The following is a 25,985-nucleotide window of genomic DNA, read 5'->3' as shown; positions in this document are numbered from 1 at the left end:
GGACGCCGCCAGAAGACGAGTCAGAAACTGCGCGGCAACCCGAGCACCTGGGTCGCGAGGTAGTTGAGCAGAAGCTCCTCCGTCACAGGTGCCACCTTTCCGATGCGGGCGTCGGTGAGGAGCCTGGCGACCGGGTACTCCAGCGAGTACGCCATTCCGCCATGGGTCTGGAACGCCGCGTCCGCCGCCTCCCAGGCCGCCTGGGAGGCCGTCAGCTTCGCGATGTTGGCCTCGGTGCCGCACGGCAGCCGCCGGTCGAAGGACCAGGCCGCCTTGTACAGCATCAGCCTGGCCAGTTCGATCTTGGCCTTGACCTGGGCGAGCGGGAACGCGATCGCCTGGTTCGCGCCGATCGGGCGGCCGAACACCTCCCGCTCCTTGGCGTACTCGACGGCGACCCGCAGCGCCACCTCCGCCCCGCCGAGCGCGGAGGCGGCCAGCAGGATCCGCTCCGGGTTGAGGATGTCCCACAGGACGGCGGCGCCCTGGTCCACCTCGCCGACCACGTTCGAGGCCGGCACCCGCAGGTCGTCGAGGAACACCATGTTGGACGGCGTGGTGTTGGCGCCCAGCTTGGGGATCGGCTGGTAGGAGAGCTGCCCGGCGGCGACCGCCTCGGGCACGTTCACCAGGAAGACCGTCATGCCGTTCGTGCGCGGTTTCGCGTCGGCGGCCGGGATCGTCCTGGTGACCAGCAGCATCCAGGTGGCCCGCTGCACGCCGGTGATCCAGATCTTCTGCCCGTTGACCACGTAGTCGGAGCCGTCACGCCTGGCCGAGGTGGAGATGGCCAGCGCGTTCGACCCGGCGTCGGGCTCGGTCAGTGCGAAACAGGTCTCCACCTCGCCCGTGGCCAGCCGCGGCAGCAGCTCCGCCCGCTGCTCGGCCGTGCCGTGCCTGGCGAGGGTGAGCGCGCCGAAACCGGGAGTCAGTACGTACGTGAACGCCGACCCGCCCGCCGCGCCGGACGCCGCGAGCGTCTCCGTCGCCACCGCCAGCTCCAGCAGCCCCTGCCCGCCGCCTCCGTGCTCCTCCGGCACGGCCAGCCCCAGCCAGCCGCCCTTGGCCAGCTCCGCCCAGACCTCCTCCGGCCAGCGCTTGTCCGACTCGCACCGTTGCCAGTAGCCGAGGTCGTACCGCGAGCAGATGTCGGCGATGCCGCGCCGAACGGCCAGAGCGCTGTCGGGAAGCGTGAAATCCATCACGCCATCCTAGAATCAGATTCTGTTCAAGGTCGAGGTCTGCGCGCGTTGAACACGAACGCAGGGGGAGCGTTGCGCCACACCGTGCGGCCCGGCACGACCTCCTCGAACCGCTCGGCGAGCAGCGCGCGGAACCGGCGGGCCGAACTCAGCGGGATCGCGTGGATGTAGGAGAACGTGGTGAACGCCCCCGCCGGGCTCATCGCCAGCGTCACGGCCTCCAGCAATGTCCGCTGCGCGGCGTCGGGGAACGCCGCCCACGGCAGGCCGCTGACCACCACGTCGGCCTGGCGCAGGCCGCGGTCGAGCAGCAGCCGGCCCAGCTGCGCGGCGTCGCCGTGGATCACGTCCACGGAGGGGAAGCGGTTCGCGAGCAACGCCGCCATCGGCTCGTTGACCTCGACCGCCATGTGGTGGCCGCGCCCCTCCAGCCTGCGCTGGATCTCCGCGGTGAACGGCCCGGTACCCGGCCCGAGCTCGACCACGGTGGGCTCGCCACGCTCCGGCACCGGTGCGCAGACCGCCTCCGCGAGCCGCCTGGAACTGGGCGCCACCGCGCCGATCGTGGTAGGGGCGCGCAGGAACTGGCCAAGGAACAATGCGGTGTCGTTCGGCATGAGTCAACGTTAGTAGGGAGCGAAGACCTGGCTGCTCCACCGAAGAGACGACCTTCCGGCCACTTGGAGGAGGCGGGGTCCTCCGCCAGGAGGACGGCCGGGCTCCGCCGCGCGGATAGCGTGTGGGGCATGCGCTGGCGCGGTCTGCCGCTCGACGTCCTGCTCGCGGCCTCGGGCACCGGGCTGGACCTGCTGACCTCCGGCGAGCCGGGCCAGAGCCCCATGCTGCCCGCCGGCTCGTGGATCCCGATGGCCGTCCTGGCCGGGGTGCCCATGGGGTTCGTCAGGAGCAGGCCGCTCCCGGTGACCCTCTACCTCGCCGCCTTCCTCGTCTTCACCGACCAGATCATCTCGTTCACCTCCAACACCGCGCAGATACTCCTGTGCGTCGCCGTCGGCATGGTCGCCAACCGCTGCGGCCTGCGGGCCGTCGGCGTGGCGCTGGCCGCCGCCGTCCTCGCGTCCGCGATCAACATGGCCGACCCCGGCGTCGCGCTCACCGTGAACACCTGGATGTACTCCGTGCTCGTCCCCGGTGTCCCGGCGATCGTCGGCGGCTACCTGCGCGGCCCGGCCGGGCGGCTGGAGCGGGGCGACCTCTTCCTCGACATGCTGCTGGCGGGCGGCGGCGTGACCGGCACGGTGCTCGGCACCTGGACCGACTGGCACACGGGCTCGGCGCCGGCCTGGACGACCGGGCTGCTCGCGGTCGTCGCCGGGCTGTCGCTCGGCGTCGCCCGCAGGCTGCCCGGCCTGGTCTTCCTCTTCCAGGGAGTGGTGCTGCTCGCCGCCGAGCAGTACCTGCCCGACGTGGTCAACACCTGCCTGATCCTGATGCTGATCGCGCTCGGCGTGTTCGCCATGCGGGTGCCGTCCTGGATCTGGACGGGCGCCGCCTACCTGACGGGGGCCCTGCTGGCCATGGGCGCGCTCGTTCAGAACGACACCGAGATCACGCCGTTCGGCGTCGCCGTGCTGACGGCGCTGGTGGCCACCCCCGTCGCCATCGGCCGCTACCTCGGCGCCAGGCAGGCGGCCGTCGAGGCCGAACGGCTGCGCTCCCACGAGTCGGCGCGGCTGGCCGTCGCCCAGGTGCGCGCCGACCAGCTCGCCGAGCGCGAGCGTATCGCCCGCGAGGTGCACGACATCGTGGCCCATCACGTCGGCGCCATGGTGCTGCGGGCCGGCGCCGCCCGCTACTGCGCGCCCGACGGGCCCGTCGCCGAGGCGCTGTCCGACATCAGGGAGACCGGGCACCAGGTGCTGGAGGACCTGCGCGGCCTCATCGACCTGCTCCGCGACCCCGACCGCCAGCCCGACCTGCCGGCCGACCCCTCAGACGTGGTGCGGGAGTCCGCCGAGCGGATGTCCGCCGCGGGGCTCCTCGTCGATCTCGACCTCGACCCGGCCACCGACCGGGCTCCGCTCGTGGCCCGGGCCTCCGCGGCCCGCATCGTCCAGGAAGGACTCACCAACGTGCTCAAACACGCAGGCCCCGGCACCCGGGTCCGCGTCTCCGTCTCCGCCTCCGGTGACGGCCTCGCCGTGGAGGTCCGCAACGGCCGGCCGCCGACCGCCGTCGAACGCCTGCCGTCCTCCGGGCGGGGGCTGGCGGGCATGCGCGAGCGGGTCCGCGCGCTCGGGGGCACCCTGTCGGCGGGCCCCGACGAGGATGGCGGATGGCGGCTGGCGGCCAGCCTGCCCGCGGTCAGGAGCCTCGCGTGATCCGCGTCCTGGTCGCCGACGACCAGGCGCTGGTCCGCGCGGGCGTCCGCATGCTGCTGCAGGCCACCGGCGACATGGAGGTCGTCGGCGAGGCCGAGGACGGCGCCGAGGCGGTCAGGCAGGCCGAACGGCACCTGCCCGACGTGATCCTGATGGACCTGCGGATGCCCAGGGTCGACGGCCTGGAGGCGATCAAACGCGTGCTCGCGGCCCGGCCGAGCACCCGGATCGTGGTGCTCACCACGTTCGCCGAGGACTCCAACGTCTACGCCGCCCTGCGTGCCGGCGCCGTCGGCTTCCTGGTCAAGGACGACGACCCCGAGCGCATGGTCGACGCCGTCCGCAGGGCCGCCGCGGGCGAGCAGCTCCTGGCCCCCTCGGTGCTGCGCCGGGTCGTCGAGCGCTTCCTGGACGCCGAGGAGCAGGCCGCCGCGCCCGCCCCCGCCGGGCTGACCGAGCGCGAGCTGGAGGTGCTGGCCCTGGTCGGCACCGGCCTGTCCAACGCCGAGATCGCCGAGGAACTGCACGTCGGCGTCACCACGGTCAAGACCCACATCGCCGCGGCCATGGACAAGCTCGGCCTGCGCAACCGGATCCAGGCGGCGGTCGTCGCCCACCGTACCGGGCTGGTCGACGCGGCCTTCCGCCCCGTCCGCCAGCCCCGTCCGTCATCCCAGGGGCGGACCGGTGAGTAACCCGCCAGGCTGACGACCGGCACGGGCTCCGGCGGCCACGATGTGGTCCTCACGTTCGAAGGAGGACCAACATGCAGGAAACCGTGGCCGTACAGCAGCCCGGCCGGCAGGTGCCCGCCGGGCTGCTGTACAGCCTGCGCGTCGTGGTCGTCGCGCAGGCGGTCGCGCTGCTCGTGGCGGCCTCGCTCGCCGGCCAGGCGGTGCAGACGGGCGGCGCGCTGATCGAGAGCCACGTCATGGCCGGGCTGGTCGTCCACCTGGTGGCGCTGGTGCAGATCGTGCTGGCCGTGCTCGTGTGGCGTCCGGGGCGGGGCGCGGGCTGGCCCGCGCTGGCCAGCGTCGCGCTGTTCGTCGTCGGACTGGCGCAGCACGTCACCTGGCTCTGGCTCGGGGCGCACCTGCCCAACGGGCTCGCCCTGTGCGGGCTCATCACGGCGGTGCTCGTCTGGGCATGGTCGCCGAGAGCCGCCCGCCGCCGCTAATGTTTCGAGGATGTACGTGAAGATTTGCGGCTTGAGCGAGCCTGAGCACGTGGAGACGGCCGTCGAGGCGGGCGCCGACGCCATCGGGTTCGTCCTCACCCGGAGCCCCCGGCAGGTGACTCCCGAGCGGGCGCGGCAGCTGGCCGCCCTGGTGCCCGAGCGGGTGCTGACCGTCGGCGTGTTCCGCGGCGAGGATCAGCGGGCGGTCCGCGAGGCGGCGCTGGCCGCCGGGGTGCGCGGCGTCCAGCTCCACGGCGCTCACCCGCACGGCGACTTCACGGCGCTGAAGGACCTCGACCTGACCCTGGTCAGGGCCGTCGACTCGGCGTCCGACCTGCGCTGCGGCGCCTACGACGAGGACCTCCTCATCGTCGACGCGCCCCGCCCCGGCTCGGGCGAACCGTGGAACTGGGCGGCCGTCCGGGGCCGGCCCTCGGGCCGCTGGCTCCTCGCGGGCGGCCTCGACCCGTCCAACGTGGCCGACGCGATCGCCGCCGCCGGCCCCTGGGGGGTGGACGTGTCGAGCGGCGTCGAGCTGTCGCCCGGCGTCAAGGACTCCCGGCTCATCCGCGACTTCCTCACGGCGGCCCGCCATGCCTGACCGGCCCGCCTCTGACCGGCCCGCCGCGGGTGCGTCCGACTCTGACAGGCGCGGCCCGTTGGGGCGCGCGGTGGCCTTCCAGCGCGCGTTCGCCCGCCGCAAGGCCGGCGCGGTCGTCGAGGTGCCCGGCGGCTTCGCCGTGCTCAACGAGCGGTATCCGGGCTCGCACGACGACAACAAACTGATCGTCTGGACGGGCCACGACCCCGCCACGGTGATCGCGGCGGCCGACGAGACGCTCGCCGCGCGGCGGCACCGGCTCGTCCAGGTCGACGACGACGAACTGGGCAGGGCGTTCGCCCCGGCCTTCGTCGCCGCGGGGTACGAGCACGGGACCAACCTGTTCATGGCGTTCCAGGGCGAGCTCCCGCGCAACCCGCCGCCCGCCGAACCCCTCGACCTGGAGACGATCGTCCCGGTGCTGCGCGAGGAGTGGCGCGAGTTCTTGCCCGGCGCCTCCGACGAGGTCGTCGAGCAGCTCGCCACGCGGGTCGAGGCACGGCTGCGCGGCGCCCACCAGGTGGGCTTCCGCGGGGTGCGGGCCGCCGACGGCGAGCTGGCCGCCAGGGCCGACCTCTACCTGCAGGGCGGCGTCGCCCAGATCGAGACCGTCTTCACCGGCACCCGCCACCGGGGCAAGGGGCACGCCCGCGCGCTGATGACCGCGTTGCTGGCCGAGGCCGGTGCCGCGGGCGGCGAGCTGATCTTCCTGGTGGCCGACGACGCCGACTGGCCGAAGGAGTTCTACGCCAGGCTCGGGTTCGAGCCCATCGGCCGCACCCACGCCTTCCTGCGCGCCTGATCCGCCACAGATCCGCCACAGATCCGCCGCTGGGCCGTCTGCTGGGCGGGGAGGGCACGCAGTAGGGTCTGCTCGTGAGCGAAACTTCCGCCGAGGACCGGATCTGGACGGTTCCCAACCTGCTGAGCTTCCTGCGACTTCTCGGCGTTCCCGTCTTCCTCTGGCTGGTTCTCGGCCCGCGGGAGGACGGCTGGGCCATCGGGATCCTCGCGGTGGCCGGGTTCACCGACTGGCTCGACGGCAAGATCGCTCGTGCGTTCAACCAGACCAGCCGGCTCGGCCGGATCATCGATCCGGCCGCCGACAAGCTCTACGTGTTCGCCACGATCCTGGCGCTGCTGCTGCGGGACGTCATCCCGTGGTGGCTGGTGGCCATCATCCTCGGCCGTGAACTCTTCGTCGCCTGTTTCATCCCTGTACTCCGTAAAAACGGTTACAAGGCACTCCAGGTGCATTTCCTGGGCAAGGCTGCCATGTTCAATCTCATGTACGCCTTCCCTCTCCTCTTCCTCGCCTCCCACTCGGGGTGGTATGCCGATATAGCGCGAATTGTCGGGTGGGCGTTCGCGCTTTGGGGAACGGGCCTGTACTGGTGGGCGGGGGTGCTGTACGGAGTACAGGTGGTTCGGCTCGTAGCCGCTGCGAAGAAGGAGTGATCGGGTGAAGGCGGTCGTCATGGCGGGCGGGGAGGGCACGCGGTTGCGTCCGATGACGGCCAACCAGCCCAAACCCCTGCTACCCGTGGTCAACCGCCCGATCATGGAGCACGTCCTCCGCCTGCTGAAGCGGCACGGCGTCACCGAGACGGTCGTGACGCTGCAGTTCCTGGCCGCCCTCGTGCGCAACTACTTCGGCGACGGCGACGAGCTGGGCATGAGCCTGCAGTACGCCACCGAGGACGTCCCGCTCGGCACGGCCGGCAGTGTCAAGAACGCCGAGGACCGCCTCCGCGACGACCGATTCTTGGTGATCTCCGGCGACGCCCTCACTGATATCGATTTATCAGACATGATCCGTTTTCATCGCGAAAATTCGGCTCTTGTCACCATTGGTCTGAAACGCGTCCCGAATCCGCTCGAGTTCGGGATCATCATCGTCGACGAGCTCGGACGCGTGCAGCGTTTCCTGGAAAAGCCCACGTGGGGCCAGGTCTTCTCCGACACCGTCAACACCGGGATCTACGTCATGGAGCCCGAGGTCCTCGACGCGGTGGCCACCGGAGAGCCCGTCGACTGGGCGGCCGACGTCTTCCCCAGGCTGCTCGAACGCGGCGCGCCCATCTACGGCTACGTCGCCGACGGCTACTGGGAGGACGTCGGCACCCACGACAGCTACCTCAAGGCCCAGGCCGACGCCCTGTCCGGGCGCGTCAAGCTGGACATCAGCGGCTTCGAGCTCTCGCCGGGCGTCTGGGTCGCGGAGTCGGCGACCATCGACCCCGACGCGGTGCTCAAGGGCCCGCTGCTCATCGGCGACTACGCCAAGGTCGAGGCGAACGCCGAACTGCGCGAGTACACGGTGCTCGGCAACAACGCGGTCGTCCGCGAGGGCGCGTTCCTGCACCGGGCCGTCGTGCACGACAACGTCTACCTCGGCCCCAGCGCCCACCTGCGCGGCTGCGTGATCGGCAAGAGCACCGACGTGATGGGCGGCGCCCGCATAGAGGAGAACGCGGTCATCGGCGACGAGTGCGTCATCGAGGCCGAGGCGTACGTCTCCAGCGGCGTCAAGGTGTACCCGTTCAAGACCATCGAGGCGGGCGCGGTCGTCAACACCAGCGTCATCTGGGAGTCGCGCGGCCAGCGCAACCTGTTCGGGCCCAGGGGCGTCAGCGGCCTGGTCAACGTGGAGATCACCCCCGAGCTGTGCGTGCGGCTCGCCAGCGCCTACGCCACCACCCTGAAGAAGGGCCAGCACGTCGTCACCTCGCGCGACTCCTCGCTCGCGGCCAGGGCGCTCAAGCGGGCTGTAGTGGCGGCGCTGACCGCCAGCGCCGTCAACGTCCTCGACCTGGAGGCCTCGCCGCTGCCGGTGGCCCGCTTCCACACGGCCCGCGAGTCGTCGGCGGGCGGCATCGCGCTGCGCACCACCGCCGGCGACCCGCAGAGCGTGGACATCGTGATCATGGACGACCGCGGCGCCGACCTGCCCGCCGCCGCCCAGCGCAAGCTTGAGCGGGTCTTCTCCCGCCAGGAGTTCCGCCGCGCCTTCCCCGGCGAGATCGCCGGGCTCGCCTATCCCGCCAGGATCGTCGAGGACTACACCCACGAGCTGCTCCGCCGGGTGGACATGACCGGCGTCAAGGGCATGAAGGTGGTCGTCGACTGCGCGGGCGGCACGTCCTCGCTGGTGATGCCCACGCTGCTCGGACGGGTCGGCATCGACGTGCTGACCGTCAACGCCCGCCTCGACGACGCCTCGCCCACCGAGACGCTGGCCGAGCGCCGCCGCGACCTGCAACGCCTCTCGGAGCTGGTCGGCTCCTCCCGGGCGGCCTTCGGCGTCCGGTTCGACCCGGTCGGCGAGCGGATCGCGCTGGTGGACGAGATGGGCCAGCTCATCGGTGAGGAGCGCGCCCTGCTGGTGGTGCTCGACCTGGTCGCCGCCGAGCGCAGGGGCGGCAGGGTGGCGCTGCCCGTGACCACCACCAGGGTCGCCGAGCAGGTCTGCCGCTTCCACGGCGTCGAGGCGCGCTGGACCCCGACCGCGCTGGACGCCCTCACCTCCGCCGCCGCCGACCATGACATGATCTTCGCGGCCGACGGCAGGGGCGGCTTCGTCGTGCCGGAGTTCAGCCCGGCGATCGACGGCCTGGCCGCGTTCATGCGCCTGCTCGGCCTGGTGGCCCGCACCCGCCTGTCGCTCAGCCAGATCGACGCCAGGATCCCCGAGGCCAAGCTGCTCAAGCGCTCCATGCCGACGCAGTGGGCGGCCAAGGGCGCGGTGATGCGCTCGGTCATCGAGGCGGCCGAGGCGGTGGGCGAGGGCTACCGCATCGACACCACCGACGGGGTCCGCGTCGAGGGGCCGGACGGCAGCTGGGTGCTCATCCTGCCCGCCGCCACCGAGCCCGTCACCGACCTGTGGGCCGAGGGGCCGGACGTCGACACGGCCGCCGCCCTTCTGGAGCGCTGGGCGCGCGTCGTGGAGCAGTGCACCACCTGAGGGCCGGACGGGAGCCCCGCGCCACCCGAGCGACAGCGGACGGTGACCGTGCGTCACGCGAGGGTTGGTGGACCCCTGCGCGCCCTCGTGGATCACCCGGATTCGATCGGAAATGAGATAGTTTGTGAACTCCTGGGTCAAGATCGTATTGTTAAGAGGCGCGGCGGCATGGACCTTTCGGCGCGGGCGGCGGTAACTTTGTCACCGTCCAAACCTGTCGTCCAGCGCCCCGCCTTGACCTTTGCCGCTGATCAGCGTAAGTTGCGGCATTCGCAAACTTGAAGAGCGAGGCGCGCCCCGAGCACCGTTGCCGCGTCTTCGCGGTAGGAGGCCGAGCCGATCGATGCCGAGCGTCTACTGCACGCAGTGCGGGCACGCCAACCCCGAGGATGCCCGTTTCTGTTCCCGCTGTGGGTCACCGTTGACCAGACAGGAGGTCTCAGGGGATACCACGTCGACGATCTCTATCGCGGGAATCGAGGCATACGAGGCTGAGGCGGGCGACATGCTCATGGCCGAGCGGGCGCTGGTGGAGCAGCTCCCGCCCGGTACGGCGTTGCTCAGCGTGACCCGGGGCCCCAACCAGGGCAGCCGCTTCCGCCTCGACAAGGAGCTCACCACCACGGGCCGGCACCCCGAGAGCGACATCTTCCTCGACGACATCACGGTCTCGCGCCGTCACGTCGAGTTCTACCGCCACCGCGGGGGGCAGTTCTCGGTGCGCGACGTGGGCAGCCTCAACGGCACCTACGTCAACAGGGAGCGCATCGAGGAGGTGCCCCTGCACTCCGGAGACGAGGTGCAGATCGGCAAGTTCCGCCTCGTCTTCCTGATGCGGACCGCCGCAGGCTCATGAGCTCGCAGGCGGCACGCTCGCACATGAGCATCGGGGAGGTGCTCGCGCTCCTGCAGGGCGAGTTCCCCGATGTCACGATCTCCAAGATTCGTTTCTTGGAGGGCGAGGGCCTCATCGAGCCCGAGCGCAGCCCGTCCGGCTACCGCAAGTTCACCCACCTGCACGTAGAGCAGTTGCGCTTCATCCTCACCGAGCAGCGCGACCACTACCTGCCGCTGCGGGTGATCAAGGACAGGATGGCCGAGAGCTTCGGCCGTCCGCGCGCCGTGCAGGACAAGCAGGAGGTGCGGCTGAGCCGCACCGAGCTGCTGGAGGCCGCCGGGCTCGATGACGAGACGCTCACCGAGCTGGAGGACTACGGCCTGCTCGCCGCCAAGGCCAGGCGCTACGACGAGGACGCGCTCAAGATCGCCCGCAGCGTGGGCGCGCTGGCCCGGTTCGGCCTGCACGCCCGCCACCTGCGCGCGGTCAGGGCGGCGGCCGAGCGCGAGGCGGGGCTGATCGAGCAGACGGTCGCGCCCATCCTCAAGCGCCGCGCCCCCGGCGCCATCGGCGAGGCCGACGAGGTGGCCAGAGAGCTGTCGAACCTGCTGCTCGACCTCCATGCCGCCCTTCTGCGTACCGGCGTACGCGACGTTCTGGGACGATGACCGGACCGGCGGGGCGTACTGGGCCCAACGGGTGTTACGTTGAAATGCAGAAGCGGACCAGCAAATAGCTGCGCCGGGTCACCGGCCAGTCGAATACGGAGCAGCCCGTGTTGCAGATGGAGGTCGTGGGCGTTCGGGTAGAAATGCCCACAAATCAGCCGATCGTCTTGCTCAAGGAGGCACACGGGGAGCGGTTCCTGCCCATCTGGATCGGCATGACCGAAGCGACGGCCATCGCCCTGGCCCAGGCGGAGGAGCCTCCGCCGCGGCCTCTGACGCACGACCTGTTCAGGGACGTGCTGAGCGCCCTGGGTGTCGGCCTGCGTGCCGTGAACATCGTCGCCCTGCGCGACGGCATCTTCTTCGCCGACCTGGTCTTCTCCAACGGGGTGGAGGTCAGCGCCCGCCCGTCCGACTCGATCGCGCTTGCGCTTCGCACCGGAGCGCGTATCTTCGCCAGCGAGGAAGTCGTCCAGGAGGCGGGGGTCATCATCCCCGACGACCAAGAGGATGAGGTGGAGAAGTTCAGGGAGTTCCTTGACACGATCACTCCCGAAGACTTCGGCAGGGCGGGGTAGGTATTTCAGTGCATTTACGCTTCACGACGCGCCGAGCCGGATCGTTGACTGAGCATGGTCACGGTCCTACGGTGCAAGTGAAACCCGTGGTCGCCCTTTTACGAACCCCCAGATCAGACCGCGGGATGAGAGAAAGCCGGAGGTCCGCGTGGCGGTCAGCAGCGGCGAGGGAAAGACGGCCGGCCAGGAAGATCCGGTGCGGCGCGAGAGCGCGCGGCAGCGTGCCGGAGAGCAGGGACTGCTCTTCGACGAGCGGCCCGCGACGTTGCCAGGTGACATCGGATACCGCGGCCCCACGGCCTGCTCGGCGGCCGGCATCACCTACAGGCAGCTTGACTATTGGGCGCGCACCGGCTTGGTGGAGCCCACGATAAGAGCCGCGCAGGGCTCGGGTTCCCAGCGGCTCTACAGCTTCCGCGACATCCTGGTGCTCAAGGTGGTCAAGCGGCTGCTCGACACCGGAGTGTCGCTCCAGCAGATCCGTACCGCCGTCCAGCACCTGCGCGATCGCGGGGTCGCCGACCTCGCGCAGATCACGCTGATGAGCGACGGCGTCAGCGTCTACGAGTGCACCTCGGCCGACGAGGTGATCGACCTGCTCCAGGGCGGCCAGGGCGTGTTCGGCATCGCGCTCGGCCGGGTCTGGCGCGAGGTCGAGGGGTCCCTCGCGGAGCTGCCGGGGGAAAGAGCGGCGGTCGCGGACGACGTCCCGGCCGACCATCCCACTGACGAGCTGGCCCAGCGGCGACGCGCGCGTCGCATTGGGTAGTAACCTTTAGGGACAAAAGCTGATGACCCCGTGCGGGAGAGTCCCCGGGCTGCTGCCCCGGGGCGCCGAAGGAGCAACCCTCCCCGGAATCTCTCAGGCGCCAGTACCGCTCGGGTGAGGCAACTCTGGAAAGCAGGCGCGCCGGCCAGGCGCGTCTCACCGACGGTGCAAGCCCCTTGGGGTGAAGCTCTCAGGTCGCCATGACAGAGGGGGAGATCCGGCACTCGTCCGCGCCCTGGCGCCGGTCTCCAAGCCCTCGGGAGGCACCTCCATGACCGACCTGTCTGCACCGCCGTTCTCGTCCCGGCATATCGGCCCGTCGGAATCCGAGCAGCAGCGCATGCTCGAAACCGTGGGCTTCGAGTCCGTGGCGGACCTGGTGGCGGTGGCCGTGCCCGAGGCCATCAGGGCCAAGGACCGCCTCCAGCTGCCCGCCGCGATCGGCGAGACCGAGGCGATCGCCGAGCTGCGCGCCCTGGCCGACCGCAACCAGGTGCTCACCTCCATGATCGGCCTCGGCTACTACGACACGATCACCCCCGCGGTCATCCGGCGCAACCTGCTGGAGAATCCGGGCTGGTACACCGCCTACACGCCGTACCAGCCGGAGATCTCGCAGGGCCGCCTGGAGGCGCTGCTCAACTTCCAGACCGTGGTCTCCGACCTCACCGGCCTGCCCGTCGCGGGCGCGTCCCTGCTGGACGAGGCCACCGCGGCCGCCGAGGCGATGACGCTGGCCAGGCGGGCGGGCAAGGCCAAGAGCGCCGTGTTCGTCGTCGACTCCGACGCGCTGCCGCAGACCAAGGCCGTGCTGGCCACCCGCGCCGAGCCGCTCGGCATCACCCTCGTCGAGAGCGACCTGACCGGCGAGCTGCCCGAGTGCTTCGGCGTCCTCGTGCAGTACCCCGGCGCGTCGGGCCGCCTGCGCGACTTCCGCGCGGTCGCCGCCGCCGCGCACGCCTCCGGCGCGCTCGTGGTGGCCGCCGCCGACCTGCTCGCCCTGACCCTGGTCGCCGCGCCGGGCGAGCTGGGCGCCGACATCGCGATCGGCTCCTCGCAGCGGTTCGGCGTCCCGTTCGGCTTCGGCGGCCCGCACGCCGCCTACATGTCGGTGCGCGAGGGCCTGCAGCGGCAGATGCCGGGCCGCCTGGTGGGCGTCTCCGTCGACGCCGACGGTTCGCCCGCCTACCGGCTCGCGCTGCAGACCCGCGAGCAGCACATCCGCCGCGAGAAGGCCACCAGCAACATCTGCACCGCCCAGGTGCTGCTCGCCGTCATCGCCGGCATGTACGCCGCCTACCACGGGCCCGAGGGGCTGCGCCGCATCGCCTCCCGCGTCAACGCGCACGCCGTCACGCTGGCCGAGGTGCTGCGGGCCGGACGCGTCGAGGTCGTGCACGACGCGTTCTTCGACACCGTGCTCGCCCGCGTGCCGGGCCGGGCCGCCGCGGTCGTGGCCGAGGCCGCCTCGCGCGGCGTCAACCTGTGGCAGGCCGACGCCGACCACGTCTCCGTCTCCTGCGACGAGAAGACCACCCTCGGCCACCTGGAGCAGGTCGCCGCCGCCTTCGGCGTCGCCGTCTCGCTGCACGAGCTCGCGGAGCCAGGCGCGATCCCGGCGTCACTGGCACGTGAGTCCGGCTACCTGACCCACCCGGTCTTCCACGACCACCACTCCGAGACCTCGATGCTGCGCTACCTGCGCAAGCTCCAGGACAAGGACATCGCGCTCGACCGGTCGATGATCCCGCTCGGCTCGTGCACGATGAAGCTGAACGCGACCACCGAGATGGAGCCCATCACCTGGCCCGAGTTCGCGGCCGTCCACCCGTACGCGCCCGAGGAGCAGGCCGCCGGGTACCGCGAGCTGATCGCGACGCTGGAGGGCTGGCTGGCCGAGGTCACCGGCTACGACGCGGTCTCCATCCAGCCGAACGCGGGCTCCCAGGGCGAGTTCGCCGGGCTGCTGGCCATCCGCGCCTACCACCGCGGCAACGGCGACACCCACCGCGACGTCTGCCTCATCCCGTCCTCGGCGCACGGCACGAACGCGGCCAGCGCCGTCATGGCGGGCATGCGGGTCGTGGTCGTGGCCTGCGACTCCGACGGCAACGTGGACCTCGGCGATCTCGACGCCAAGATCGACAAGCACCGCGACGCGCTGGCCGCGATCATGGTGACGTACCCGTCCACGCACGGCGTCTACGAGGAGACGATCACCGAGGTCTGCGCCAAGGTGCACGCCGCCGGCGGCCAGGTGTACGTCGACGGGGCCAACCTCAACGCGCTGGTCGGCCTGGCCAAGCCGGGCCAGTTCGGCGCCGACGTGTCGCACCTGAACCTGCACAAGACGTTCTGCATCCCGCACGGCGGCGGCGGCCCCGGCGTCGGCCCGGTCGCGGTGCGCGGCCACCTGACGCCCTACCTGCCGGGCCACCCGCTGCGCGACGGCTCGCCGGTCGGGCCCGTGTCGGCGGCCCCGTACGGCTCGGCGGGCATCCTGCCGATCTCGTGGGCCTACATCCGGATGATGGGCGGCGACGGGCTCAGCGCGGCCACCGAGCAGGCGATCCTGTCGGCCAACTACCTGGCCCGCAGGCTCGCTCCCCACTACCCGGTCCTCTACACCGGGCGCGGCGGCCTGGTGGCCCACGAGTGCATCATCGACCTGCGCCAGATCACCAAGGAGACCGGCGTCACCGTCGACGACGTGGCCAAGCGGCTCATCGACTACGGCTTCCACGCGCCGACCATGTCGTTCCCCGTGGCGGGCACGCTCATGATCGAGCCCACCGAGAGCGAGGACCTCGCCGAACTCGACCGGTTCGCCGAGGCGATGATCGCGATCAGGGGCGAGATCTCGAAGGTCGCCTCCGGCGCCTACGACCGGTCCGACAACCCGCTGAGCAACGCCCCGCACACCGCCGACTCGGTCACCGCCGACGAGTGGTCGCACCCGTACACCCGTACCGAGGCGGCCTACCCGCTGCCGTCGCTGCGTGACGGCAAGTACTGGGTGCCGGTGCGGCGCATCGACCAGGCGTTCGGCGACCGCAACCTGGTCTGCTCCTGCCCGCCGCTGGAGGCCTACGAGGACTGACGGCTCCGCCCCGCGACGCCTTCCGGCGCCGCGGCCCGCTGTGCGCTGCGGCTCTGTGTGCTACGGCCTTTCGGCGTCACGGCCCTTCTCGCGTCACGGCTCTCTCCGCGCTGCGGGGAGGGCCGTTTCGCGTGATTTGTCGGTACGGTGGACGCGGCGGATCACCGCGGGAGGGCTCCATGCGCGACGGCGTGCTCGGCGACCTCGTCAAAGGCCAGCTCTGTCTGTTCGGCGGGCTGACCACGTGCCTGGTCGCCATGCCGGACTGCCTGACGGTCAACTGCGGCATGAGCGACTTCGGCGTCCACTGGCGGACCATCGTCCCCTACGCGATCGGTCTCCTCGGGGCCGCGCTGTTCACCCGTCGCGCGTTACGGGCCGCCGCTCCGGACCTGCGCTCGCCCGGGTTCGTGCGGCGGGCCGGAGACTCCTTCGCCGTGTTACTGACCGGCGTCCTGCTGACGCCCTACACGCTGGCCGAGACCGTGCACTGGATACACAGGCTGTTCGGTGCCGGTCTGTTCCTTCACGAGCTGATCCTGGCGATCCGGCTCGTCGCGTGGGCCCGCGCCGACGCCGCCGCGGTCGCGCTGGTCGCCGTCCAGGTCGGCAGCGGAGTGCTGTCCGGAATCTACGTATTGAGCGCCGAAGGGCACCTGGTGCTCGGGCAGGCGGCCTTCCAACTGGCCTTCGGCGTGATCGCGATCAGGTCGCTGCGCCTGCTGCGCGCCGGGCCGAAACCCGGCGAACCGAGTGCGGGCCAGTCCTTCACCGTCAAGTGAGCAGACATGATCGCCAGAACTCGTTAGGCTCGGGGCGTCCGTCGCCTAAGGAGCTCTCTTGACGTCCTCAGAGCTGGAGACCCCACCCCTCGACACCGCCCGCCGCCTGGCGGAGGTCGGCGACCTCGACGGGGCGGCGGCCATCCTCGCCGACCTCGCCGCCGACCCCGACGGCCCCGACAGAGCGCAGGCCGCCGTCGGCTTAGCCGTGGTGCTCGACGAGCGCGGCGACATCGAAGGCGCCCGCGCCGCCGCCCGCACCGCCCTGGCGACCGGCCACCCCGAGTTCGCCGCTCAGGCGGCCTGCCACCTGGCGCAGGGCTTCGAACGGGAGGGCAGGGCCGAGCAGGCCAGGGCCGCCTGGCAGGCCGTGCTCGGGCTCGGCACCCGCGCCTACGTCCCGCTGGCCCATCTGGCGCTGGCCAGGCTGTCAGCCGACTACGACGAGGCCGAACGCGAGCTGCGGGCCGCCGTGGAGGCGTCCGACGGGGAGGTCGCCGTCGACGCCCGCCAGCAGCTCGCCGACCTGCTGCTGGAGCGCGGCGAGCCGGGGCAGGCGGCGGAGGTCCTCCTCGACGCCCTGGAGGGCGCCGCCGACGGCGACGTGGCGCGGCTGCGCGTCCAGCTCGGGATCGCGCACCTGGAGCTGGCGTGCGCGGAGTTCACGGCCTCGCTGGAGCAGGGTGGCGACGCCGAGACCAGCGCCCTCGCCGTCGAACTGCTGGCGCGCACCCTCCCGCTCCGTGGGCGCGACGAGGAGGCGGACAGCGTGTGGGCGTACGGCCTCAACCACGAGGACGAGACGCTCGCCGCCGAGGTCCGCCTCCGCTACGACCGCGACACCTGACCCTCTCCTGCCCCCGCCCACAGGCCGACGCCCCCGCCCACCACCCGTGTCGCGCCCGGGCGGCTCGTTCGGGTGGTACGGCGTGACCGCGCAGGGCGGGCGCCGGGGTGACGGGTCAGCCGCGGCGGATGATGGCGGCCGCGGCCGCCACGTTGATGGCGACGATGGCGATCCAGGAGATCGTGAGGCCCACCAGCCCGGCGTTGCCTACGGCGATGGCCGTCAGGGGGATGCCGATGCCCATCGAGCCGAGCGCGACGGGGATCATCGCGGCGCCGGTCGACTTGGACTTCTGCGGGGCCGCGCCGCGCAGCTCGAGCTCGGTGTGGATGCGCGCCGCGATCGTGGCTTCGAGACGCTCCGCGAACGACTCGACCAGCGCGGCTTCATAGTCGGGGCCGAGGTCGCGGCGGGCGTCGAGGGTCGCCTGCAGCTCCTCACGGATGGGGCTCGTGTCTGGCATGAGGTTCATCATCCCCTGATGACGGCGCGCCGTCATCCGCCCTGGGGGCCATGCTCTTCTCATCCCCAGGTACGGTGCTGGCGTGAGGATTGTGACCCCGCGTGGTCCGGCGCTGGTCGAGGTCGACGAGGTGGCGGAGCCCCGGATGCTGCTCGTGCTGACCCACGGGTCGGCGGGGGGAGTGGACGCGCCCGACCTGCTGGCCGTCCGCGACGCCGCGCTGGGCATCGGCGCGACCGTCGCCAAGGTGACGCAGCCCTTCAGGCTGGCCGGTGCCAGGGCGCCCGGCTCGGCCGTCCGGCAGGACGAGGCGTGGGGTGTGGTCCTGGAGCAGCTGCGGGCCCGCTGGCCCGGCGTGCCGCTGGTGCAGGGCGGGCGGAGCAACGGCGCCCGGGTGGCGTGCCGCACCGCGAAGGCGGTCGGCGCGTCGGCGGTGGTGGCGCTGGCCTTCCCGCTGCATCCGCCCGGCAAGCCGGAACGGTCCAGGGCCGACGAGCTGCGCGGGGCCGGGGTGGACGTACTGGTGGTCAACGGGGATCGGGACCCGTTCGGAGTGCCCGACCCGGCCGACGCGGCGCGCCTGGTGGTGCTGCCGGGGGAGGGGCACGATCTGAAGAAGGACCCCGCCCGGGTGGGCGAGGTCGTCGCCGAATGGCTGTCGCGTCAGGTGTGAGGCCCGCGTGTGGGGCTCGGGTGCGAGCCCGGTTTCCGCTGCGAGGGGCTTGCTGCCCCTGGTCGGGCTGATGGTCGCGGGCTGGGCGGTGACCCGCCGTCCGTGGCCGTGCGGGGCTGTCGGACCGCACCCGCGACCGTGCGATCACCCGGCGCCTGTGACCTGGAGGTCAGGCGGCGCCGACGACCGGGCGGTGCGGGGCGATGACGGTGCCCCCCGGCAGGAGCTCCCCAGTGTCCTCGAACAGGACGACGCCGTTGCAGAGGAGACTCCACCCCTGCTCAGGGTGGCAGGCGAGGGTACGTGCGGCCTCGCGGTCTGGCGCGTCGGCTGACGGACAGGCCGGGTCGTGCGGGCACATCGGCGTGCCTCCGATATCTCGTGGACGGCCCCCGGCGTGCGAGCGGCGGGAGCGGCTCGGGTTGTTCTTACTAACAAGTGTGCGACGTATGTCACACGTTCCGACATAGCCCGTTAGGACTGTTAGAGGAGGATGCCCGTCCGTGTGACCTTCGACACAGCGTGCCTTATGCAGGATAACGGTCCAAGCTCGACACGCCCACTAGATTCGCAACCCTTTCAGCAACGCGTCGAGCCCTCGCTCGAAGTCCTCGTCGGCGCGCTCGTCGCGCCTGGTCCACACGTCCACCTCGGGGTCGGCCCAGCCCGACTGCTGCACCTCGACCGCGACGCTGCCGAAGACGAACGCCCGCAGGGACCGCACGGCCTCGGCCGCGTTCTCCAGGCCGCCGTCGGCGAGTTGTTCTGTCTGCTCCCTGATGGCCAGCAGCGTGGCCCCCTTCGGGGGTTTCGTCAGGGCCAGCGCGAGGACGCCCGGATGCTCCCGCAGCAGCTCGCGGCCGGCCCGGCACCAGGCCCTGGCGGTGTCCTGCCAGGTAGGGCCCTGCTCCACCTGGACGGACGTCACGTGCTCGGCCAGCGCGTCCATCAGCGCCTCCTTGCCCCTGGGCAGGTGGTGGTAGATGGCCATCGCCTCCACCTGGAGCGCGTCGCCCAGTCTGCGCATCGTCAGCCTGCGCAGGCCCTGGGTGTCGGCGATGTGCAGCGCGGAGTCGATGATGCGCTCGCGGGAGAGGGGGACGGGCGGTCGCTTGGCCGGCATGCGGGCAGCTTACTATGTAAAGGCGGTCGCGCCCGTCCGATTACGGGACGTGTCGCCGGACGGCGTACGCTGGTCGGCGGTAAGAACTGATTGCGCTGAAGGGGCAGAGTCGATGGCGTTTTTCCGTCCGCGGGTGAGCCGCGAGGCCGAGGTCCGCTACCACGCGGACCAGGAGATCTCCAAGAGCTTCCCCGAGCTGCTCGACAAGGTCAGGCAGGCCGAGCAGCTGCTGCGCGATCTGCGGGCCGCCGACGCTGACGAGATCGAGCTGCTCGCGGCCGGTCAGGCGTTCGACAAGGCACTCACCGACGCGCTGCGCGCGGCCGAAAGCGGCCAGCGGGCCACGTTCGGGGTCAAGGCGTACGACGACCGCATCGCCCGCCGCAAGGCCAAGGCGACGCCCGACGGGGCCCTGTGGACGTCCGAGGTGGAGCGCCTGCGCACGCTGCGCGAGGACAACCGGCTCTGGGGCATCCCGCGCGTCCCCCGCCCGGTCCCCGCGGCCCGCTGAGAAACCCGCTCGCCGGGCCTTCGCGGCCCACTGCGGGGGAGGATCGCCGGAGCCCCGGTCGAGCTCCGCGACAGGGCTGAGGCGGGAAAGATCTCCGCAGGCATGGGATTCAGCGGTCTCCGGCCGGTAAGCGGTCCGTCGGGGGACGCGACATGCGGGGACGCGAACGGGAGTGGCGACAGGTCGACGGCCTGCTTCGAACGGTCGGCGGCGGCGGGGGCGGCACCCTGCTCGTGGACGGCGAGCCCGGGGCCGGCAAGACCCGGCTGCTCGCCGAGGCCGCGGCCGCCGCGTCCGAGCGGGGCATCGGCGTGCTCAGGGGCCGGCCGGAGGAGCTGGGCGAGCTGGTTCCGTGCGGCATGCTGTTCGAAGCACTGGATCTCCGGCCGGAGCCTGACACCGGCCGGGACGATCCCTCGTTCCGCCTCGACTCACGGGCGCGGGCGCTGGAGCGCCTGAGGGCGGCTTTCGAGGAGCGGGCCGTGGCACCGGTGCTGGCCGCCCTCGACGATCTCCAGTGGGCCGACCCGGCGACCCTGATGGCGCTGCGTGCCCTCCACGGCCTGCTCGCCCCCCGATCGATCGGCTGGCTGTTGAGCCGCTCGACCGGCGCGGCCAAGGGCCACGCCGCCTCCCTGTTCGATCTCCTGGAGCAGAACGGGGCCGCGAGGGTGGCGCTCGCCTCGCTCTCCCCGGACACGGCCACCGAGCTGACCACGGACCTGCTCGGGGTGCCGCCCGATCCGGCGACGCTGGCCCTGGTGTCCGCCGCCGGAGGCAATCCGCTGCTGATCACCGAGCTGCTCGCCGGCCTCCGCGACGAAGGCCTGCTCCGAGTCGCCGGCGACGGCGTTCACCTGTCGCACGCGCACGTCCCCGACCGTCTTCGCAGGGTGGTGCGGCACTGGACCGACTCCCTCGGCGCGGACGCCAGGAACCTGGTGGAGACGGCCGCCGTGCTCGGCCAGTCGTTCTCGCCGGCGCAGGCCGCGTCGCTGCTCGGCACCACACCGGCGGCGCTGCTCCCGATGGTGGAGGAGTGCATGGCAGCGGGCATCCTGGCCGTCAACGAGCACGGCCTCTCGTTCCGCCAGGAGCTGGTCAGGGGCGTCGTCGCGGCGCAGGTCCCGCGACCGGTCCGGGAGGCGCTGCTGGACCAGATCGGCGTTCCAGGGGCGCATGAGCCGGCGGGCCTGCCGGACGTCCCGGGTCCCGGCCACAGCATCGGCGGCATCGACGCCGCCATCGCCGCAGGACGGCTGCAAGAGGCCGAGCAGATGGTCCGGGGGCGGCTCACCGACCACGAACCGGCGTCCGAGGTGGCCGAACTGCGCTGTGCGCTGGCGGACATCCTGTACCTGACCGGAAGGATCGACCAGGCCACGCGAGAGGCCGAGACGGTGCTGGCCGCGCCGGACCTTCCCGGCCAGGTGCGCGACCGGGCGATCCGGGTGCGGCTGTACGCCATGACGTCCCTGCGCAACCGCGGCAGGTCCGTGCGCGCGTACGCGCGCAAGATCCTCGAACAGCGTTCCCGCCACGGTGCGGCGGCCACGGTCGCGGCCCTGATGGCGCTCGCGGCGACCGAGTGGGACAAAGGGCGGCTCTCCGACGCGCTGGCGCTCGCCGAGGAGGCCCGGCGGCTGGCCGGGGCGAACGTGCCGGCCGCGCACCGCTACGAGCCTCGGCTGATCTCCGCTGCGATGCTCACCGACGTGCACCGGCTCGACGAGGCGCGGGCGATCCTCCGGGAGGCGCGCAAGGACATGTTCGCCAACGGCCATCTGGCCTGGGCCGCGGACGCCGCCGCCCTGGAGGCCCGGGCCGAGCTCCTCGCGGGTCACCTCGACGGTGCCGTCACCGAGGCCGAGAGAGCCCTGGACCTCGCCACCTCCCTGAACACGCCCCGATCCGCCGCGGTGGCCAGCTCCGTGCTCGCCGCCGTCGCGCTGCGGTGCGGTGACCTCCGGGCGGCGACTCGGCACGCCGCACACGTGCCCGGCGACTCCCACGACGGCCGTACGCGGCACGCCCTGCTCGCAGCGCGGGTCTCGGACATGCGCGACGGCCCGCTGAGCGCGATGACGCTGCTCGCGGACCTTCCCGGCCGGTCGTCTGGGCGGCAACGGCTGATGCTCACCATGGAGCCCACGGCGAGCGCGTGGCTGGTCCGCATGGCTCTCGCCGTGGACGACCGGCCGGCGGCCGAGGCCGTCGTGGCCACCGCGGAGGCCCTCAGCCGTGCCAACCCGGGCCTCCCCGCGCTGGTCGCCTCCGCCGCGCACGCCCGGGGGCTGCTCGAGGGTGACTGTGAGGCCCTCTCCCGGGCCGCCGGTCAGACCCAGGACGTGTGGGCGCGCGCCTCCGCCGCGGAGGACCTCGGTGTGGCGCTCGCCGTGGCCGGGCGGCGCGAGGACGCGACCGGCAGCCTGGATCAGGCGCTGGCGATCTACGACGACATCGGATCCGTCAGGGACGCGGCGCGCGTCCGCCAGCGGCTGCGTGGCATGGGCGTGCGCCACCGGCACTGGAGTTACGCCGAACGGCCGATCTCCGGCTGGGACAGCCTCACCGAGACCGAGCACAGCGTCTCGATGCTCGTCGCCGACGGGTGGACCAACCGGCAGATCGCCGACCAGATGTTCATCAGCGTGCACACCGTCGCCTTCCACCTGAGGCACATCTACCGCAAGCTGCACATCAACTCCCGGGTCGAGCTCACGCGGCTCGCCGTCGCGCAGGGACGGATCGACCCCCCGGCTGAGCGGCTATGACTACACGTCTGGGGGATGTGGCGGCGAAGCGCCCGGAGAAGCCTCGAAGAGGTATGCACCGGATAGCGTCGCGGGACTTCGTCTCCAAGAGCGGCCTGGTCGCCGACAAGTACGAGGTCCTCGTCGAGTCGCAGCACGCGGCCAGGGCCCATGAACTACTCGCGAAGATGAACAGCTAGGGCGCCAAGGGGGCGCGAGCCATGGCGAAAGCAGTAGGCATCGATCTCGGCACCACCAACTCGGTGATCGCCGCCACGGAGGACGGCCAGCCCAAGGTGCTTCCCAACGCGGAAGGCTCCCGGACGACGCCGTCCGTGGTGGCCTTCACCGACCAGGGCGAGCGCCTGGTGGGCCAGCTCGCCCGCCGGCAGGCCATCCTCAACCCGAAAGGAACGATCTACTCCGCCAAGCGGTTCATCGGCCGCCGGTACGACGAGGTCACCAGCGAGCTGAACGCCGTCTCCTTCGACGTGGTGGAAGGGCCGCAGGGAGCCGTCCGCTTCAAGGTCGGCGACAAGGAGTACGCGCCGGAGGAGGTCTCCGCCCTCGTGCTGCGCAAGCTCGCCGCCGACGCGGCGAAGTACCTCGGCGAGAAGGTGACCGAGGCCGTCATCACCGTTCCGGCGTACTTCAACGACGCCCAGCGCCACGCGACCAAGGACGCGGGGCGCATCGCCGGGCTGGAAGTCCTCCGGATCATCAACGAGCCGACCGCCGCCGCGCTGGCCTACGGGCTGGACAAGAAGACCAACGAGACCGTGCTGGTCTTCGACCTCGGCGGAGGCACCTTCGACGTCAGCATCCTGGACATCGGCGAGGGGGTCATCGAGGTCCGCGCCACCTCGGGCGACGGGCACCTCGGCGGTGACGACTTCGACCGCAGGATCGTCGACCACCTGGCCGACGAGTTCCAGCAGCAGCAGGGCATCGACCTGCGCCGCGACCCGCAGGCCCTGCAGCGGCTCTTCGAGGCGGCCGAGAAGGCCAAGGTCGAGCTCTCCGCGGTGAGCCAGACCACGATCAGCCTGCCGTTCATCACGGCGGACGCCTCGGGGCCCAAACACCTCAACACCACGCTCATGCGGTCCACCTTCGAGCAGATCACCACCGACCTGGTCGAGCGCTGCATCCACCCCGTCGAACAGGCGATGGAGGACGCCAAGCTCAGGCCAGCCGACATCGACGAGGTGATCCTCGTCGGCGGGTCCACCCGGATGCCCGCCGTGCAGAACCTCGTACGCAGGCTCACCGGGGGCAAGGACCCCAACATGACGGTCAACCCGGACGAGGTCGTGGCCATCGGCGCGGCGATCCAGGCGGGCATCATCAAGGGCGAGGTCCAGGACGTCGTCCTGCTCGACGTCACGCCGCTCTCGCTGGGCGTCGAGACCCTCGGCGGCCTCATGACCAAGGTCATCGAGCGCAACACGACGATCCCGGCCCGCAGAACCGAGACCTTCAGCACGGCCGAGGACAACCAGAACGCCGTCGACGTCGTGATCCTGCAGGGAGAGCGGGAGCGCGCCGCCGACAACCGGGTGCTCGGACGCTTCCGGCTGGAGAACATCCGCCCCGCGCCGCGTGGAGTGCCGCAGGTCGAGGTCACCTTCGACGTCGACGCCAACGGCATACTCAACGTCTCCGCCCGTGACAAGGACACCGGTGCCGAGCAGCGGATCACCATCAGCGAGAGCTCCAATCTGGACAAGCCGGAGATCGAGCGGATGATCGCGGACGCCGAGCAGCACCGCACCGAGGACACCCGGCTCCGCGAGACCGTCGACGCGCGCAACGAGCTGGACTCGGTCGCCTACCAGGTGGAGCGCCGGCTGCAGGAGCTCGGCGACGCGGTGCCCGTGCACGAGAAGGCGCGTGCCGAGCAGCTCGTCGGCGACGCCCGGCAGGCGATCAAGGAAGAGGCGCCGATCGACCGGTTGCGCCCGCTCAGCAGCGAGCTCCAGCAGGTCTACCACGGCCTCGGAGCCGTGGCAGGCGCACGGCCGGAGGCAGCGGCCGGCGTGCCGCCACAGGGCAGGAAGGAAGGCGTCCCGGGCGGTGACGAGGACGTGATCGACGCCGAGTTCACCACATCCGACTCCGAGTGACATGAAGGGGTGACACGAACGGGGTGACACGAACGGGGTGACATGAACGGCCACGAAGAGGTGCCCGGCACCACCGGCCGGATGGCCGAGGCACAGACCCAGGAAGACACCCAGGAAAGCCCCCTGGAAAACGGGGCCGCGGAGACGGATGCCAAGCTCGCGGAGCTGGAGGACCGCTGGCTGCGTGCCGTCGCGGACCTGGACAACCTCCGCAAGCGGATCGCCCGTGACAGCGAGCGGCTGCGGGCCGAGGAGCGGGACAGGGTGACCGCCGAGTGGCTGCCCGTCCTGGACAACCTGGAACTCGCGCTCAGCCATGCCGGCCAGGGGGCGGGCGAGGACGCCGACGCGATCGTCGCCGGGGTACGGGCGGTGCGGGACCAGGCCGTCGCCGCGCTGTCGCGCCTCGGCTACGCCCGCCACGACGAGACCGGCGTGCCCTTCGACCCCACCCGCCACGAGGCGGTGGCGACCGTTGAACGGGACGACGTCGAGCCCGGCACCGTCGTGGACGTGCTGCGGCCCGGCTACGGCGACGGCCGGCGGCAGCTGCGCCCCGCGGTGGTGGTCGTCGCGAAAAAGGTGGCGTGATGGCCGATCGACGGGACTTCTACGACGTGCTCGGCGTCGGCAGGAACGCCGACCAGGACGAGATCCAGCGGGCCTACCGCAAGCTCGTGCGCTCCTACCATCCCGACGTCAACAAGGACCCCGGGGCGGAGGACACGTTCAAGGAGGTCTCCGAGGCCTACGCCGTGCTCTCCGATCCCGAGACCCGCCGCCGCTACGACGCGTTCGGGCACGACTTCCGTCAGGTGCCGCCGGACGTGGATCCCGCGCAGTGGGCCCGTGCCCGCGCCGGAGCGGGCGCGGGCGGGGGCGGGGGCCCGTGGCGCTCGGCGCGGGCCGAGGACTTCGGGTTCGGCGCAGGCGCCGACGTCGACCTGGAGGAACTGCTCGGCGGCGTGTTCGGCGGACGCGGCCGGCGGCGCCGGGGGCCGATACCCGGCGCCGACCAGGAGGCGGAGCTGACGCTCACGGTGGAGGAGGCGTACCACGGCGGGCGCCGTTCCTTCACGTTGCCCGGCGGCCGGCGGGTGGACGTCACGATCCCTGCGGGGGTCACGAACGGGCAGCGCATCAGGCTGGCCGGTCAGGGCGGGCAGGGAAGCGAGGGAGGGACTCCGGGCGACCTCTACCTCATCGTGCGGCTCGCCGACCATCCCCGCTACCGGGTGGAGGGCCGCGACATCCATGTCAGCCTGCCCCTCACACCCTGGGAGGCGGCGCTGGGGTCCACGGTCGCCATCGACACGCCAGGCGGTGAGGCGAAGCTGAAGGTGCCGCCGGGCACCTCGTCCGGCCGCCGCCTGCGACTGGCCGGGCGGGGGGGGGCCCACCCCCCCCCCCCCCCCCCCCCCCGACGGGCGCGCGGGGGGGTGATGGGGGGGGGCCCGGGCCCCGC

The 25,985-nt window shown here is 71.8% G+C and carries 26 protein-coding genes and 1 riboswitch; of the genes, 21 read left to right on the top strand and 5 right to left on the bottom strand.

Features of this window, described 5'->3' with window-relative positions:
* Window positions 1–20: 20 nt before the first annotated feature.
* Both ABZ297_RS23160 and ABZ297_RS23155 read right to left on the bottom strand, forming a co-directional pair.
* Window positions 21–1,202 carry an acyl-CoA dehydrogenase family protein gene (locus ABZ297_RS23160; protein WP_355349685.1) on the bottom strand — a complete coding sequence of 394 codons (1,182 nt, stop codon included), beginning with the start codon at window positions 1,200–1,202 and terminating at the stop codon, window positions 21–23.
* Window positions 1,203–1,228: 26 nt separating this feature from the next.
* The gene (locus ABZ297_RS23155) at window positions 1,229–1,819 is read right to left on the bottom strand and encodes a methyltransferase domain-containing protein (protein ID WP_355349682.1); all 591 of its coding nucleotides are present in this window, start codon (window positions 1,817–1,819) and stop codon (window positions 1,229–1,231) included.
* Between the two features lie 129 nt (window positions 1,820–1,948).
* Between ABZ297_RS23155 and ABZ297_RS23150 the strand changes: the two genes are divergently transcribed.
* The 14 genes from ABZ297_RS23150 to ABZ297_RS23085 all read left to right on the top strand — a co-directional run bounded on the left by ABZ297_RS23150 (window position 1,949) and on the right by ABZ297_RS23085 (window position 16,871).
* On the top strand, window positions 1,949–3,544 hold the full coding sequence (locus ABZ297_RS23150) for a histidine kinase (RefSeq protein ID WP_355349679.1): 1,596 nt from the start codon (window positions 1,949–1,951) through the stop codon (window positions 3,542–3,544).
* On the top strand, window positions 3,541–4,239 hold the full coding sequence (locus ABZ297_RS23145; protein WP_355349676.1) for a response regulator transcription factor: 699 nt from the start codon (window positions 3,541–3,543) through the stop codon (window positions 4,237–4,239). The genes ABZ297_RS23150 and ABZ297_RS23145 overlap by 4 nt, the downstream gene beginning before the upstream one ends.
* Window positions 4,240–4,310: 71 nt before the next feature.
* Window positions 4,311–4,721, top strand: a complete 411-nt coding sequence (locus ABZ297_RS23140) for a hypothetical protein (RefSeq protein WP_355349673.1) — start codon at window positions 4,311–4,313, stop codon at window positions 4,719–4,721.
* Between the two features lie 10 nt (window positions 4,722–4,731).
* Window positions 4,732–5,322, top strand: a complete 591-nt coding sequence (locus tag ABZ297_RS23135; RefSeq protein ID WP_355349670.1) for a phosphoribosylanthranilate isomerase — start codon at window positions 4,732–4,734, stop codon at window positions 5,320–5,322.
* A complete protein-coding gene (locus ABZ297_RS23130; protein ID WP_355349667.1) occupies window positions 5,315–6,124 on the top strand; it encodes a GNAT family N-acetyltransferase in 810 nt (269 codons plus the stop codon). Before ABZ297_RS23135 ends, ABZ297_RS23130 begins: the two co-directional genes overlap by 8 nt.
* 74 nt (window positions 6,125–6,198) lie before the next feature.
* Window positions 6,199–6,780, top strand: a complete 582-nt coding sequence (locus ABZ297_RS23125) for a CDP-alcohol phosphatidyltransferase family protein (RefSeq protein WP_355349664.1) — start codon at window positions 6,199–6,201, stop codon at window positions 6,778–6,780.
* A 4-nt stretch (window positions 6,781–6,784) separates the two neighbouring features.
* Complete coding sequence (locus ABZ297_RS23120) at window positions 6,785–9,289, top strand: mannose-1-phosphate guanyltransferase (protein WP_355349661.1); 2,505 nt, start codon at window positions 6,785–6,787, stop codon at window positions 9,287–9,289.
* 343 nt (window positions 9,290–9,632) lie between these two features.
* Window positions 9,633–10,145 carry an FHA domain-containing protein gene (locus ABZ297_RS23115; protein WP_355349658.1) on the top strand — a complete coding sequence of 171 codons (513 nt, stop codon included), beginning with the start codon at window positions 9,633–9,635 and terminating at the stop codon, window positions 10,143–10,145.
* 23 nt (window positions 10,146–10,168) lie between these two features.
* Window positions 10,169–10,795, top strand: a complete 627-nt coding sequence (locus ABZ297_RS23110; RefSeq protein ID WP_355349655.1) for a MerR family transcriptional regulator — start codon at window positions 10,169–10,171, stop codon at window positions 10,793–10,795.
* Window positions 10,796–10,902: 107 nt separating this feature from the next.
* Window positions 10,903–11,373 (top strand): bifunctional nuclease family protein, encoded by a 471-nt coding sequence (locus ABZ297_RS23105; protein WP_090771501.1) that lies wholly within the window; start codon window positions 10,903–10,905, stop codon window positions 11,371–11,373.
* 148 nt (window positions 11,374–11,521) lie between these two features.
* Window positions 11,522–12,142, top strand: a complete 621-nt coding sequence (locus ABZ297_RS23100) for a MerR family transcriptional regulator (RefSeq protein WP_350805921.1) — start codon at window positions 11,522–11,524, stop codon at window positions 12,140–12,142.
* A 23-nt stretch (window positions 12,143–12,165) separates the two neighbouring features.
* Window positions 12,166–12,261, top strand: a riboswitch (glycine riboswitch).
* A gap of 152 nt (window positions 12,262–12,413) precedes the next feature.
* Window positions 12,414–15,242, top strand: a complete 2,829-nt coding sequence (gene gcvP, locus ABZ297_RS23095; protein ID WP_355349650.1) for an aminomethyl-transferring glycine dehydrogenase — start codon at window positions 12,414–12,416, stop codon at window positions 15,240–15,242.
* 179 nt (window positions 15,243–15,421) lie between these two features.
* Window positions 15,422–16,024, top strand: a complete 603-nt coding sequence (locus ABZ297_RS23090; RefSeq protein WP_355349648.1) for a hypothetical protein — start codon at window positions 15,422–15,424, stop codon at window positions 16,022–16,024.
* Window positions 16,025–16,082: 58 nt separating this feature from the next.
* Window positions 16,083–16,871, top strand: a complete 789-nt coding sequence (locus ABZ297_RS23085) for a hypothetical protein (protein WP_355349646.1) — start codon at window positions 16,083–16,085, stop codon at window positions 16,869–16,871.
* Between the two features lie 115 nt (window positions 16,872–16,986).
* Here ABZ297_RS23085 and ABZ297_RS23080 read toward each other — a convergent pair whose 3' ends face one another.
* The gene (locus ABZ297_RS23080; protein ID WP_355349643.1) at window positions 16,987–17,334 is read right to left on the bottom strand and encodes a hypothetical protein; all 348 of its coding nucleotides are present in this window, start codon (window positions 17,332–17,334) and stop codon (window positions 16,987–16,989) included.
* An 82-nt stretch (window positions 17,335–17,416) separates the two neighbouring features.
* On the opposite strand from ABZ297_RS23080, the gene ABZ297_RS23075 reads away from it, so the two are divergent.
* Window positions 17,417–18,007: an alpha/beta family hydrolase gene (locus ABZ297_RS23075; RefSeq protein WP_355349640.1), complete on the top strand. Its 591-nt coding sequence runs from the start codon at window positions 17,417–17,419 to the stop codon at window positions 18,005–18,007.
* A gap of 169 nt (window positions 18,008–18,176) precedes the next feature.
* Here the strand turns inward: ABZ297_RS23075 and ABZ297_RS23070 are convergent, their stop codons facing one another.
* Both ABZ297_RS23070 and ABZ297_RS23065 read right to left on the bottom strand, forming a co-directional pair.
* Window positions 18,177–18,368 carry a DUF5999 family protein gene (locus ABZ297_RS23070; protein ID WP_350805928.1) on the bottom strand — a complete coding sequence of 64 codons (192 nt, stop codon included), beginning with the start codon at window positions 18,366–18,368 and terminating at the stop codon, window positions 18,177–18,179.
* A 201-nt stretch (window positions 18,369–18,569) separates the two neighbouring features.
* The gene (locus ABZ297_RS23065) at window positions 18,570–19,130 is read right to left on the bottom strand and encodes a TetR/AcrR family transcriptional regulator C-terminal domain-containing protein (protein WP_355349636.1); all 561 of its coding nucleotides are present in this window, start codon (window positions 19,128–19,130) and stop codon (window positions 18,570–18,572) included.
* Between the two features lie 112 nt (window positions 19,131–19,242).
* Between ABZ297_RS23065 and ABZ297_RS23060 the strand changes: the two genes are divergently transcribed.
* The 6 genes from ABZ297_RS23060 to ABZ297_RS23035 all read left to right on the top strand — a co-directional run.
* Window positions 19,243–19,641, top strand: a complete 399-nt coding sequence (locus ABZ297_RS23060; protein WP_355349633.1) for a hypothetical protein — start codon at window positions 19,243–19,245, stop codon at window positions 19,639–19,641.
* 152 nt (window positions 19,642–19,793) lie between these two features.
* Window positions 19,794–22,415, top strand: a complete 2,622-nt coding sequence (locus tag ABZ297_RS23055; RefSeq protein WP_355349630.1) for an AAA family ATPase — start codon at window positions 19,794–19,796, stop codon at window positions 22,413–22,415.
* A 53-nt stretch (window positions 22,416–22,468) separates the two neighbouring features.
* Entirely contained in the window at window positions 22,469–22,594 is a 126-nt protein-coding gene (locus ABZ297_RS23050) for a hypothetical protein (protein WP_355349627.1), read from the top strand.
* Between the two features lie 21 nt (window positions 22,595–22,615).
* Window positions 22,616–24,520, top strand: a complete 1,905-nt coding sequence (gene dnaK, locus ABZ297_RS23045) for a molecular chaperone DnaK (protein WP_355349624.1) — start codon at window positions 22,616–22,618, stop codon at window positions 24,518–24,520.
* Between the two features lie 42 nt (window positions 24,521–24,562).
* The gene (locus tag ABZ297_RS23040; protein ID WP_355349621.1) at window positions 24,563–25,111 is read left to right on the top strand and encodes a nucleotide exchange factor GrpE; all 549 of its coding nucleotides are present in this window, start codon (window positions 24,563–24,565) and stop codon (window positions 25,109–25,111) included.
* Window positions 25,111–25,985, top strand: an 875-nt coding sequence (locus tag ABZ297_RS23035) for a DnaJ C-terminal domain-containing protein (protein ID WP_355349618.1), incomplete at its 3' end; no start/stop codon positions are given. The genes ABZ297_RS23040 and ABZ297_RS23035, both read left to right, overlap by 1 nt.

Origin of the sequence: Nonomuraea sp. NPDC005983 (assembly GCF_040614375.1) — a bacterium.
GTDB lineage: Bacteria > Actinomycetota > Actinomycetes > Streptosporangiales > Streptosporangiaceae > Nonomuraea.
The sequence above is the reverse complement of the archived record's forward strand: the minus strand, read 5'-3'. Positions and strand labels throughout refer to the sequence as shown.